This window comes from Streptomyces sp. SCSIO 30461, from assembly GCF_037023745.1.
In the GTDB taxonomy this organism is placed as follows: Bacteria; Actinomycetota; Actinomycetes; order Streptomycetales; family Streptomycetaceae; genus Streptomyces.
Genome location: NZ_CP146101.1, coordinates 1,090,464 through 1,102,281, shown reverse-complemented (window position 1 = coordinate 1,102,281; position 11,818 = coordinate 1,090,464). Strand labels below are relative to the sequence as shown.

Annotated in this window: 11 protein-coding genes; 3 read left to right on the top strand and 8 right to left on the bottom strand. The window is 70.8% G+C overall.

The window, feature by feature from the left end; all coding sequences use genetic code 11:
• Positions 1–67: 67 nt before the first annotated feature.
• Positions 68–334, top strand: coding sequence for a hypothetical protein (locus V1460_RS05035; RefSeq protein WP_338672384.1), 267 nt, complete (start codon positions 68–70; stop codon positions 332–334).
• Between the two features lie 181 nt (positions 335–515).
• Here V1460_RS05035 and V1460_RS05030 read toward each other — a convergent pair whose 3' ends face one another.
• Positions 516–2,150, bottom strand: coding sequence for a methylmalonyl-CoA mutase family protein (locus V1460_RS05030; RefSeq protein ID WP_338672383.1), 1,635 nt, complete (start codon positions 2,148–2,150; stop codon positions 516–518).
• A 175-nt stretch (positions 2,151–2,325) separates the two neighbouring features.
• Between V1460_RS05030 and V1460_RS05025 the strand changes: the two genes are divergently transcribed.
• A complete protein-coding gene (locus V1460_RS05025; RefSeq protein ID WP_338672382.1) occupies positions 2,326–3,255 on the top strand; it encodes a L,D-transpeptidase family protein in 930 nt (309 codons plus the stop codon).
• Positions 3,256–3,516: 261 nt separating this feature from the next.
• Here V1460_RS05025 and V1460_RS05020 read toward each other — a convergent pair whose 3' ends face one another.
• The 3 genes from V1460_RS05020 to V1460_RS05010 all read right to left on the bottom strand — a co-directional run bounded on the left by V1460_RS05020 (position 3,517) and on the right by V1460_RS05010 (position 5,953).
• Positions 3,517–4,587 carry a hypothetical protein gene (locus V1460_RS05020; RefSeq protein WP_338672381.1) on the bottom strand — a complete coding sequence of 357 codons (1,071 nt, stop codon included), beginning with the start codon at positions 4,585–4,587 and terminating at the stop codon, positions 3,517–3,519.
• Positions 4,587–5,327: an RNA polymerase sigma factor gene (locus tag V1460_RS05015; protein ID WP_338677901.1), complete on the bottom strand. Its 741-nt coding sequence runs from the start codon at positions 5,325–5,327 to the stop codon at positions 4,587–4,589. The genes V1460_RS05020 and V1460_RS05015 overlap by 1 nt, the downstream gene beginning before the upstream one ends.
• A gap of 503 nt (positions 5,328–5,830) precedes the next feature.
• Positions 5,831–5,953 carry a hypothetical protein gene (locus V1460_RS05010; protein WP_338672379.1) on the bottom strand — a complete coding sequence of 41 codons (123 nt, stop codon included), beginning with the start codon at positions 5,951–5,953 and terminating at the stop codon, positions 5,831–5,833.
• Positions 5,954–6,289: 336 nt separating this feature from the next.
• Here V1460_RS05010 and V1460_RS05005 point away from each other — a divergent pair, with 336 nt between their 5' ends.
• Positions 6,290–6,886 carry a DinB family protein gene (locus V1460_RS05005; RefSeq protein WP_338672377.1) on the top strand — a complete coding sequence of 199 codons (597 nt, stop codon included), beginning with the start codon at positions 6,290–6,292 and terminating at the stop codon, positions 6,884–6,886.
• A gap of 21 nt (positions 6,887–6,907) precedes the next feature.
• Here the strand turns inward: V1460_RS05005 and V1460_RS05000 are convergent, their stop codons facing one another.
• From V1460_RS05000 to hutU, 4 genes are all read right to left on the bottom strand, one after another.
• Positions 6,908–7,324 carry a cytidine deaminase gene (locus tag V1460_RS05000; RefSeq protein ID WP_338672376.1) on the bottom strand — a complete coding sequence of 139 codons (417 nt, stop codon included), beginning with the start codon at positions 7,322–7,324 and terminating at the stop codon, positions 6,908–6,910.
• Between the two features lie 185 nt (positions 7,325–7,509).
• A complete protein-coding gene (locus V1460_RS04995) occupies positions 7,510–8,874 on the bottom strand; it encodes a formimidoylglutamate deiminase (RefSeq protein WP_338672375.1) in 1,365 nt (454 codons plus the stop codon).
• Positions 8,865–10,055, bottom strand: a complete 1,191-nt coding sequence (locus tag V1460_RS04990; protein ID WP_338677900.1) for an allantoate amidohydrolase — start codon at positions 10,053–10,055, stop codon at positions 8,865–8,867. The genes V1460_RS04995 and V1460_RS04990 overlap by 10 nt, the downstream gene beginning before the upstream one ends.
• Before the next feature lie 17 nt (positions 10,056–10,072).
• The gene (gene hutU, locus V1460_RS04985) at positions 10,073–11,794 is read right to left on the bottom strand and encodes a urocanate hydratase (RefSeq protein ID WP_338672374.1); all 1,722 of its coding nucleotides are present in this window, start codon (positions 11,792–11,794) and stop codon (positions 10,073–10,075) included.
• Positions 11,795–11,818 lie beyond the last annotated feature (24 nt).

Sequence of the window (11,818 nt, the reverse complement as noted above, 5' to 3'; positions counted from 1 at the left end):
CCCTCCCCGTCCGCCGCCGCCCGGACGGCACCCGGCTGTTCGACGCTTCCGCGGACCGCGCTTCACCGTGGTCGCGGCGGGTACGGACGCACTGCTGTCCGACACCCAGGAGTCGCCCGGCACCGTCCGCACCCTGCGGAGCGCGCCGGATGAACCGCACGAGGTGTACGAGGCGTACGGCCATGGCCTCTTCCTGGGTCCGCCCGGACGGCCGCATCGGTTGCGCGGGCAAGGACATGACAGGGACTCCGGGGCTACCTGGCGAGGATCCCTGGCGTCGGCGCCGACAGGCGATGACCAGTGCCCTGGCGGGGCGCTGTACGAAGCCGAGTGAAAGCCGCGGAAACCAGGTCCGTCCGGGTGTCACGCGGGGACGACGGACGACCGTCAGGCGCTGCTGAGCGTCAGCTTCGCCGCGAACCCGAGGAACAGCACCCCGGCCGCCGACGTGGCTCCCGCCGAGAGTCGCCTGCGTCGCCGGAACGCGGACGCCAGGTGCGTGCCGCTGAATCACCTCAGAACGTGTCGCTCGGCACATATGTCCCCCACACCCCTCGCAGCCCGTCGCACACCTCCCCCACCGTCGCCCGCGCCCGTAGAGCCTCCTTCATCGGGTAGAGCACATTCGCGCCGCCCGCCGCCGCCTTCCTCAGCCCGGCGAGCGCCGACTCGACCTCGGCCCCGTCCCGCTCGGCGCGCAGCCGCGCCAGCCGCTCCACCTGCTGCGCCTCGATCGCGGGGTCGACACGCAACGGCTCGTAGGGCTCCTCCTGGTCCAGGGTGAAGCGGTTGACCCCGACCACCACCCGCTCGCCGCTGTCGGTCTCCTGGGCGATGCGGTAGGCGTTGCGTTCGATCTCGCTCTTCTGGAAGCCGTGCTCGATCGCGGCTTGCGCACCGCCGAGATCCTCGACCCTCTCCATCAGCTCCAACACCGCCGCCTCGACGTCGTCGGTCATCTTCTCCACGGCGTAGGAGCCGGCGAACGGGTCCACCGTCGCCGTCACGTCCGTCTCGTACGCGAGCACCTGCTGGGTGCGCAGCGCCAGCCGCGCGGAAGTGGCCGTGGGGAGGGCGATGGCCTCGTCGAAGGAGTTGGTGTGCAGTGACTGCGTCCCGCCCAGCACGGCCGCGAGCCCCTGGACGGCGACCCGCACCAGGTTGACCTCGGGCTGCTGGGCGGTGAGCTGGACGCCCGCCGTCTGGGTGTGGAAGCGCAGCATCATCGACTTCGGATCGCGCGCTCCGAACTCGTCCCGCATCACCCGTGCCCAGATGCGCCGCGCCGCACGGAATTTCGCGACCTCCTCCAGCAGGGTCGTACGCGCCACGAAGAAGAAGGAGAGCCTGGGGGCGAAGTCGTCGACGGCCATCCCCGCCGCCACCGCCGTTCGGACGTACTCGATGCCGTCCGCGAGGGTGAAGGCGATCTCCTGCACGGGCGAGGCCCCGGCCTCCGCCATGTGGTAGCCGGAGATCGAGATCGTGTTCCACCTGGGGATCTCGGCCTTGCAGTACCGGAAGATGTCGGCGATCAGACGCAGCGAGGGCTTGGGCGGGAAGATGTACGTACCGCGGGCGATGTACTCCTTGAGCACGTCGTTCTGGATGGTGCCGGTGAGCCGGTCGGCCGCCGCGCCCTGCTCCTCGGCGACGAGTTGGTAGAGCAGCAGCAGCACGGCTGCCGGGGCGTTGATCGTCATCGATGTGGACACCTGGTCGAGCGGAATCCCGTCGAACAGCACCCGCATGTCATCGATCGAGTCGATGGCCACTCCGACCTTGCCGACCTCTCCGTGGGCGAGCGGCGCGTCGCTGTCGTAGCCCATCTGGGTCGGCAGGTCGAAGGCCACGGACAGGCCCGTCGTCCCGTGGGCGATGAGCTCGCGGTAGCGGGCGTTGGACTCGACGGCGGTGCCGAAGCCCGCGTACTGCCGCATCGTCCAGGGCCGACCGGTGTACATCGACGGGTAGACCCCGCGCGTGAACGGGTACGCGCCCGGCTCCCCCAGCCGCTCGGCGGCGTCCCAGCCGACCGAGTCGCCCGCGCCGCCCGTGCCTTCCGTGCCGGATCCGCCGGCCGCGCCGTACAGCGCCTCGGGTCCGTACACCGGCTGGATGGGCAGACCCGACTCCGACTCGCGCGCCATGTGCCGTGCCTCCCGCTGGAACTGGTGCCAAAGGTGCTAAAGGTACTGAACGCGTCGTTCCGCGCTGCTGCTGTGCCTGCTCGGTCAGCTTCCTCACAGGATGCTCCCCCGGCAGCAACCAAGCACGGCAGGAAAGCATCCCTATTGGCACACACGTCCGTCCCGGGGGGCTCCTATGCGTCGTCACACGCCTGTCCTGAAGAGAACCGTTCTCACGAGAAGCGCGCCCGCTCGCGCCGCGATCGGCCGTACCGCGCTGGCAGCGGTCGCCATCGCCCTCGCCGCGGGCTGCACCGCCCCGTCACCGGGCGACGCCAAGTCACCGGCCCGACCCTCCTCAGCCGCTACGCCGTCGAAAGCCCCGGGCGCTTCGGCCGATACGGTCACGGACGGCACGCCGAGCACGCTCCCGCCGTCAGGCTCGGCTTCCGGCTCACCGTCCGGCACACCGTCCGGCACATCGGACAAGCCGGGCGGGGTGCTGATGCGTGAGGGCACGGAGAACGAGCAGGTACGGGAGCTCCAGGCGCGGCTGCGCCAGATCGGTCACTTCCACCGCTCCCCGACCGCCTTCTACGGTTCGATGACCTCGAAGGCCGTCGGCACCTTCCAGAAGAAGAACGGCCTGCCCGAGACCGGCACGGTCGACGGTGCCACCTGGAGGACGCTCACCGGCGCCAGCCGGAAGCCGACCGCGGACGAACTGCGCCCGTCCACCACCAACGAACTGGACAAGCCCGACTCACGCTGCCTGAAGGGCCGCGTGCTGTGCATCAGCAAGGAGAGCCGGACGCTCGCCTGGATGATCGACGGCAAAGTGGTCGCGGCGATGGACGTGCGCTTCGGCTCGGAGAACACCCCGACCCGTGAGGGCACGTTCAACGTGGGCTGGAAGGCCAAGGAGTGGACGTCCACGATCTACCACACGTCGATGCCGTACGCGATGTTCTTCAGCGGCGGCCAGGCGGTGCACTACTCGGCGGACTTCGCGGCCCGCGGCTACAACGGCGCGTCGCACGGCTGCGTCAACGTCCGGGACAAGAAGAAGCTCGCTCAGGTATTCGACCAGGTCCAGAAGGGCGACAAGGTCGTCGTCCACTGGTGACCGTGTGCCGGTGCTTCGCCGAGGCCGGAGTGTCGAAGGTCGATGAGAGAGGGCGCGGGCGGGACCGGGGGAACGTGTCCCGCCCGCGCCATGTGCGCTGAGCCGTAGGTACGGGGGGAACCCCGGCTCGTGCGCTGCCGATGACCAGTCGGCTCACTTACAACTGCGCCGCACTGCCGAAAAACGTCACACTTGGCCGAAAGTTTTTTCCAGGATTCAGATAAGCGCAGGTCAGCTGGCATGCGAAAGCATGCGGCAGCCTCAGAAGACGCTGATCTCGGCTGACAGTGAGAGCGCGATCTCGGGGACGGCGGTCAGGGAGTGCGCCCCCTGGGTGACGCCGCCGTCGATCCAGCCCTTGCCGGAGTCGCCGCCGCGGTCGTCGTTCCCACCGCGGCCGTCGCCGTCACTGTCGCCGTCGGCGGAACCGCTGCCGGAGCTGTCGCTCCCGGAGTTCCCGTTGCCCGAGTCGCCGGTCCCGGCGTCGAGCACACGGTCGCAGAAGTGCGTGACCCGGTCCGCTCCCTTGGCCAGCGACTCAAGCTGACGCTTGCTCTCGTCGTCGAGCTGCCCGCTGCGGTAGTCACGGCAGGCATCGAGCGTCTCGGCATACCACTCGCTGCGGCTGCCCCCGTCGTTGCCCCAGCCCCAGGAAGGGTCGCCGCCCTTCTTGTCGCCGCGGCCGCGGTCGTCCGGGCTTGCCGTGCCGCCGCCGTCGGCGCCGCCCGTGGGCTCTTCACCACCCGGGGCCGACGGTATGACCGCGCCGCCCTCACCGGGCGTGGGACCGTCCGGCGGCGAGGTGTCGGCGCCGGCCGTCACCGAACCGGACTCCTCCGGTTCAGGTGAAACCGGTGCGGAAACGGTTGATTCAGGCACAGGGGTGTGCTCGTCACCGAAGGGACCGGGCAGCGCACCCACACCGGCGGCCACGGCGACACCGCCCACGGCGAAGCCGGCCAGCGATGCGGCCAGCCCCCAGCGCACCGGCCGCCCCCAGCGCCCCCGGCGACGGCGGGACACGGCTCCGACGGACGCCACCGACGTCACACAGGCGCCGGACTCCACGCCTCCGAGCCGCACAGCCGTCGGCAGCAGTTCGTCCGCGCCGCCGTCGCGCACCTTCCGGAAGGCGGCCAGCGCCTCTTCCTCACCGCGCAGCGGCATGGGGTCGTTTGCCGCTTCCGGCAGACGGGCAGCATCCAGAGCAGCAGCGAGTCGCCGCGCCTCATCCTGGCTACGCGCGTCAACGCCGAACGGCTCGACCGGCTCACCGCGCAGCAGTCGCTCCGCGGCCTCCAGGTCGAGCCATGGGTAGCGCTCGTCGGCCATCACATGTCCTTCTGCGTCCGCAGACGCGAATGCGTCACACCCGCGGAGCGCGCCACTCCGCGCCGGGGGCGTCGCTGCGGGGGTACGGCGCCGAGTTCGGCGCTCTTTCCAAGACTCACGGAACCGCGCCTTCCACCGCTCGGCTGACCGCCGTGAGATCCGTCACCCGAGCCCTCGTCGGCGGCGTCACCGGGATCGCGGAGCAGCTCGGCCAGACGCTTCAGCCCCCGGTGCGCAGCGGTGCGGACGGCCCCCGGACGCTTCCCGAGCGTCTCCGCGGCCGACTTCGCGTCAAGACCCATGACCACCCGCAGCACCACGGCCTCGGCCTGGTCCTGCGGCAACTGGGAGATCAGCTCCATCGCGCGCCCGGTGGCGAGCGCCTCCATGGCCTCGTCGGCGGTGTCGGACTCGGCGGGCCGCCCGGTGAGTTCGGTCTCGTCGCCCCCGACGGCCGGCCGCCGCCCCCGCATACGTATGTGGTCCAGCGCCCGGTTCCGCGCGATCCGCGCGGCCCAGCCGCGGAAGCGGTCCGCGTCCCCGCTGAACCGCTCCAGGTCCCGGGCTATCTGCAACCAGGACTCGGACGCGACGTCCTCGGCGTCCGCTTCGCCGACCAGTGTGCGTATGTAACCGAGCAGCCGCGGTTGCACCGTGCGGTACACAGTCCGGAATGCCTCTTCACTTCCGTCCTGAGCCGCGAGCACCGCGGCAGTCAGCTCCGCGTCGTCCCCCAGCACTCCCACTACCCGTTCGTCATCGCGGCTGGTCACCGCCATCGCACACGCCTTCGCGCTGAAGCACGCTACGCGGCTACCGCTGCGTACGTCCACGTCTTGTACAACTTGCAACATTCTGCTGGTCAGGTGTGTGACAGAAAACGCACCCCTGGCGCTGAACGGAGTACGGGGCCGTACGCGGCCTCCAGGACGACGACCGGGGCCTCTCCTGTGGGGGGTGGCGGCCCCGGTCGTCCTCCCTCCTTCCCCGGGACCCCGACCAGGCTGAACGCCAGGCGCGGACAACGCTGCGGCCGACCGCCTGGCCGACCCGGTCCCGGCTCTCATCCGATTGCAGTTGCCGAGCGCGATCAGCGGCAGGCGGCCGGAGGTGTCCGCGGAGCTCGGCAGATCCACGCCGAGGGACGGCAGAGTGATCCCGCGCTCGGCGAGCGCGGCACGGAGCTGCTCGTACACTCGTCGGCTCCGGTGTCGTCGTTCATGCGGGGGTACGCGGCTTCTGTTCAGGCGACGGAGTGGGTGAGAGTGCCGGTGTAGGTGACGGCTACCGCTGCCGTGCCACCGCGTCTCCCGCTCCTGGTGACCAGTGCCGTGACTGTCGGCAGCACCCGCCGAGTGAGTCTCATCGGCTCCGAACCACCATCAGCCGCCACGCCGTTTGACGCAAAGAGCGTCGAAACCGCGACGACAGCCCAGGTGTGTGCCATGATGATCAGACGCCCGGATACCGCATCCCCCGTCGGTATCCGGGCTCTTCCATGCGCCGTCAGATTCTGGTGAGCACATCGTCCAGCTGATGGCGTAGTCGTAGTTGGCGTCGCGCTTCTGGTCCGCGACCTTCGTGTCGCCCGGGGCAAGCGCTGAGGATATCCCCGAGTCCGGACGGTCGCCACCGGCAACCGAGGTGACGCGCGACGATATTCGCTGGTCGGCCCTGCTGAACGCACCCGAGAATTGCCCGCATGAACTCAGACTCGACGTCAGCCGAGCACGCCGACGAAGCGGCGGCGGCGTTGACCCGCTGGACACCCGCCACCGTGCACACCGACATGTGGGTCGACCCGGACGACGATCCGCGGGCGTCCGGCACCGAGACGGTCGACGAACGCAGCACGCTGCTCGACGGGCTGCGCCACTTCCGCCTCACCGTGGAGATGAAGTGCGCGGGGTTGGACGCCGAGCAGATGGCTCGGCGCTCCGTACCTCCGTCGACGATGTCCCTGCTCGGACTGGTGCGTCATATGGCCGAGGACGAGCGGCACTTCCGCCGGATGGCGGGGCAGGACCTGCCCAGGATCTACCGAAGCGCCGAGGACCGCGACGGCGACTGGACCGGCGCGGTGGCCGACCCCGAGGTCGTGGCGGACGCCTGGCGTCAGTGGCGGGCCGAGGCGGAACTCACCGACCGGTTCATCGCCGGCTTCGCCGACCTCGGCGCGCGACCCGCCGGTGACGTGCAACTCCGTGACATTCTGGTGGCGCAGATCGGGGAGTACGCGCGGCACTGCGGCCACGCCGACCTCCTGCGTGAGCGGATCGACGGCCGCGTAGGCCAGTAGCAGTTGCCCTCCGGACAGGGCCTACGCGTCCTCGAGTCGGTGGTCGGCCCACACATAGCTCTCCGGCAGCAAGTCGGTGATGCGGACGGTTCGGGTGCGCTCACCGTTGCCGACGATGACCTTGACGGCCGGGAAGTAGTCGAGAAGGACTTGCCGGCACCGGCCGCACGGAGGGACGATCCCGCGGTTCCTGTCGCCCACGGCGACGATCACGTCCAGTTCGTAGGCTCCCTGTGCCGCTGCCGCACCGATGAGGACCAGCTCGGCACAGGGCCCGCCGGTGAAGTGGTAGGCATTGACCGCAGTGATGATCCGGCCGTCCTGGGCACGGGCAGCGGCGGCCATGGTGTGGTTGTCGCCCCGGCAGCGCGTGCGGGCGATACGGGTCGCGGCTTGGATGAGCTCGTGATCGGTCGCTTCGTGGTGCTGCGTGGTCATGTGGTTCGTTCCTCCGGCTCCGCGGGCAGGACACGAAGCTGACCGGGAGCGCGGGGGTTCCGCAAGCCGAATTCGGTCGCTGTGCCTCGCCGATGCCCCGACCTGGCCTCGTCCACGTGTATGAGCGGAACAGGTCGGCGATCACCGTCCGCGCGGTCCTCCCACTCAAACCCCGGCCTGAAGTCTCAGCCCCGCAGCGCCCCGATCGTCTCAGCCAGTGCCGAGGCCACATCCGGGACCAGGGTGTGCACCCCGTCCCGCACCACTTGTCGGCCGGCGACCACGGTGTGCCGGACATCGGCCGCCGTCGCCGCGAAGACCGCGGTCTCGGCGCCGAGCCTGGGCAGCGGGCCCGCGGTGCGTACCGAGTCCAGCGCGATGGTGGTGAAGTCGGCGAGGGCGCCCGCCTCAAGGGAGCCCGCGCCGTCCCAGCCGAGAGCCGCGTGCCCGTCGGCGGTGGCGGCTCGCAGCAGGGCCGCCGCTGTCCAGTGGCCGCGGGTGCGCGAGCGCAGGCGTTCGTTGAGCTCCATCGCCCGTGCCTCTTCGAGCAGGTCGATCACGGCGTGGCTGTCACTGCCCAGGGACAGCGGGCTGCCCGCCCGGCCCAGGTCGACGGCGGGGCCGATACCGTCGGCCAGGTCCCGCTCGGTGGTCGGGCACATGCAGGTACCGGTGCCGGTGGAGCCGAGCAGACTGATGTCGTCGTCCGTCAGATGCGTGTTGTGGACGCCGGTCGTGCGCGGACCGAGCACGCCGTTGTCGGCGAGCAGCCGGGTCGGGGTGCAGCCGTGGGCGGCGGCACAGGCGTCGTTCTCCGCCGTCTGCTCGGAGAGATGGACATGCAGCGGCGCGCCCCTTTCGGCGGCCCAGTCGGCGACCGTCGACAGCTGGGCGGCGGGGACGGCCCGTACGGAGTGGATCGCGGCACCGATCCGCACCAGTTCGCCGTCCTTGAGCTGCGAGACCCGCGCTGCCCAGGCGTCGGCCGTGCCGTCGGAGAAACGCAGCTGGTGCCGGTCGGGGGCCGCGCCGAAACCCGCGGACAGATACGCGGTGTCGAGCAGCGTGATCCGGATACCCGCGTCGGCCGCCGCCGCGACCAGCGCCTCCCCCATCGCGTTCGGGTCGGCGTAGGGAGCCCCACCGGGGGCGTGGTGCACATAGTGGAACTCACCGACGGCGGTGATCCCGGCGAGCGCCATCTCGGCGTACACGGCGCGCGCCAGCGCGTGGTACGAGTCGGGGGTCAGCCGCGAGGCGACCTGGTACATGAACTCGCGCCAGGTCCAGAAGGTGCCCGAGCCGACCTGGACAAGCCCGCGCAGAGCCCGGTGGAAAGCGTGGGAGTGGGCGTTGGCGAGGCCGGGAAGGGTCAGACCGCGCAGCACCACGGCCCCGGATGGCGGGGTCGTGATCCCGGTCGTGACGGCCTTGATCCTGCCGTCGGACACTTCAAGGGCCACGCCCGGTTCGACGTTGGCGTCGAGCCAGGCGTGCTCCAGCCAGTACGTTGCCGCTGACGTTGTCGCGGCCGTAGCCGTCACCTGCACGCGAGCCCCTCCAGTACGTCGGCGAGTGCGAGGACCCCGGCGACGCAGTCGTCCTCGGCCGCGTGCTCGGCCGGGGAGTGCGAGATGCCCGTCGGGTTCCGCACGAACAGCATGGCGGTCGGAATGGCGCCGGACAGGATTCCGGCGTCGTGTCCCGCGCCGGTACCCAGCAGCGGGGCCCGGCCGTCGAGCAGCGCGCCGATCTCGTCGCGCAGGGCGTGGCCGAACTCGACCACCGGTGTGAACGACTCGCGCACCACGGCGAGGTCCACGCCGTCGCGCTGGGCTCGGTCCTTCGCGGCCTGTTCGACGGCGGCGACGACCGTGTCCAGGGTGGCCTGGTCGGGGGCGCGGGAGTCGAGCCAGCCCCGGACGAGGGAGGGGATGGCGTTGACGCCGTTGGGCTCGACGGCGACCTTGCCGAAGGTGGCGACGGCGCCGGCGAGTTCGGCTTCGCGGCGGGCGGCGAGCACGGTCTCGGCGTAGCTGAGCATGGGGTCGCGGCGGTCCGCGAGCCGGGTGGTGCCCGCGTGGTTGGCCTCGCCCCTGAAGTCGAAGCGCCAGCGGCCGTGCGGCCAGATGGCGCTGGCGATACCGACCGGGTCGCCCGACAGGTCCAGGGCACGGCCCTGTTCGACATGGAGCTCGACGAACGCGCCGATCCTGGAGAGGCGTTCGAGGTCGGGCCCGATGGCCTCCGGGTCGTATCCGGCCGCTTCCATGGCCTGCGGCAGCGACACCCCGTCGCCGTCGCGCAGCTCGTACGCCCGCTCCTTGGTGAGCTGCCCGGCGGTGAGCCGCGAACCGACGCAGGCGAGTCCGAAGCGGGCACCTTCCTCGTCGCCGAAGTTGCTGACGGCGAACGGCTTGGTGAACTCGGCGCCCCTGCGGCGCAGTTCGTCGAACGCGGCGAAGGCGGAGACCACCCCGAGCGGGCCGTCGAAGGCGCCCCCGTCGGGGACCGAGTCCAGATGGGACCCGGTCACGACGGCGTCACCGGCGGCGGGATCACCGTGCCAGGCCCACTGGTTGCCGTTGCGGTCGATCTCGTGGACCAGCCCGCGCGCCTCGGCCTGCTCCCGGAACCACACCCGGCATTCGGCGTCGGCGCCGGTCCAGGCGTAGCGGCGGTAGCCGCGGGTCTCCGGCTCGCGCCCGATCGGTGCGAGCCGGGTCCACATCTCGTGAAAGGACTCGGTCACGCGTCCGCCCGGGTCGAGCCGTCCCACACCGAACCTTCGGGCGCCGAGTCCTCGCGCATCGGGACACGCACGCCCTTGTCGTCGGCGACCGACTCCGCGATGTCGTAGCCGGCGTCGACATGGCGGATGACGCCCATGCCCGGGTCGTTGGTGAGCACCCTGCGGATCTTCTCGCCGCCCAGCTCGGTGCCGTCCGCGACCGTGACCTGCCCGGCGTGGATGGAGCGGCCCATACCGACCCCGCCGCCGTGGTGGATGGACACCCAGGAGGCACCGGACGCCACGTTCACCATGGCGTTCAGCAGCGGCCAGTCGGCGATCGCGTCGGAGCCGTCGAGCATGGCCTCGGTCTCGCGGTACGGGGAGGCCACGGAGCCGCAGTCCAGGTGGTCTCGGCCGATGGCGAGCGGGGCGGCCAGCTCGCCACTGGCGACCATGTCGTTGAAGCGCTCGCCCGCACGGTCCCGCTCGCCGTAGCCGAGCCAGCAGATGCGGGCGGGCAAGCCCTGGAAGTGGACACGCTCGCCGGCCATCTTGATCCAGCGGGCCAGGGACTCGTTTTCCGGGAACAGGTCGAGGATCGCCTTGTCGGTCTTGGCGATGTCGGACGCCTCGCCCGAGAGCGCGGCCCAGCGGAACGGGCCCTTGCCCTCGCAGAACAGCGGCCGGATGTAGGCGGGCACGAAGCCGGGGAAGGCGAAGGCGCGGTCGTATCCGGCCAGTTGCGCCTCGCCGCGGATGGAGTTGCCGTAGTCGAAGACCTCGGCTCCCGCGTCCATGAAGCCGACCATGGCCTCGACGTGCCGGGCCATCGACTCACGGGCGCGGGTGGTGAAGCCCGCCGGGTCCTTGGCCGCGTTGGACGCCATGTCGTCGAAGTCGATCCCGACGGGGAGGTAGGCGAGCGGGTCGTGGGCGGAGGTCTGGTCGGTGACGATGTCGATCGGGGCGTTCATCGCGAGCAGCTGCGGCACCAGTTCGGCCGCGTTGCCGAGCACGCCGATGGACAGCGGACGGCGGGCGTCGCGAGCCTCGGTGGCAAGCCGGAGCGCGTGGTCGAGCGAGTCGGCCTTCACGTCCAGGTAGCGGTGCTCGATACGCCGCTCGATGGCGCGCGGGTCGCAGTCGATGCAGATGGCGACGCCGTCGTTCATGGTGACGGCGAGCGGCTGGGCGCCGCCCATGCCGCCGAGTCCCGCGGTGAGGGTGATGGTCCCGGCGAGGGTGCCGCCGACCCCTTTGCCCGTTGAATGCAGCTTCGCGGCGACGGCGGAGAAGGTCTCGTAGGTGCCCTGGAGGATGCCCTGGGTGCCGATGTAGATCCAGGAGCCGGCCGTCATCTGGCCGTACATGGTCAGACCGAGGGCTTCGAGGCGGCGGAACTCCTCCCAGTTCGCCCAGTCACCGACCAGGTTGGAGTTGGCGATGAGCACACGGGGCGCCCACTCGTGTGTCTGCATCACACCGACCGGACGACCGGACTGGACCAGCATGGTCTCGTCCTGTTTCAGAGTCCTCAGCGTGCGCACCATGGCGTCGAAGGAGCGCCAGTCGCGGGCCGCCTTGCCGGTGCCGCCGTAGACGACGAGCTTGTCGGGGTGCTCGGCGACCTCGGGGTCGAGGTTGTTCTGGAGCATGCGCAGCGCGGCTTCCTGCTGCCACCCGAGGGCGTTCAGTTCCGTACCACGCGGCGCCCGTACGGGGCAGGGTCCAGACATGCCGAGGCCTCCTCGCGACTTTCA

Bases quoted from the DNA above. Each gene is read 5' to 3' on its own strand.
- V1460_RS05025 (WP_338672382.1), top strand. From the start codon at position 2,326: ATGCGTCGTCACACGCCTGTCCTGAAGAGAACCGTTCTCACGAGAAGC.
- V1460_RS05030 (WP_338672383.1), bottom strand. From the start codon at position 2,150: ATGGCGCGCGAGTCGGAGTCGGGTCTGCCCATCCAGCCGGTGTACGGA.
- V1460_RS05000 (WP_338672376.1), bottom strand. From the start codon at position 7,324: ATGACCACGCAGCACCACGAAGCGACCGATCACGAGCTCATCCAAGCC.
- V1460_RS05020 (WP_338672381.1), bottom strand. From the start codon at position 4,587: ATGGCCGACGAGCGCTACCCATGGCTCGACCTGGAGGCCGCGGAGCGA.
- hutU (WP_338672374.1), bottom strand. From the start codon at position 11,794: ATGTCTGGACCCTGCCCCGTACGGGCGCCGCGTGGTACGGAACTGAAC.
- V1460_RS04990 (WP_338677900.1), bottom strand. From the start codon at position 10,055: ATGTGGACCCGGCTCGCACCGATCGGGCGCGAGCCGGAGACCCGCGGC.
- V1460_RS05005 (WP_338672377.1), top strand. From the start codon at position 6,290: ATGAACTCAGACTCGACGTCAGCCGAGCACGCCGACGAAGCGGCGGCG.
- V1460_RS05010 (WP_338672379.1), bottom strand. From the start codon at position 5,953: ATGAGACTCACTCGGCGGGTGCTGCCGACAGTCACGGCACTGGTCACC.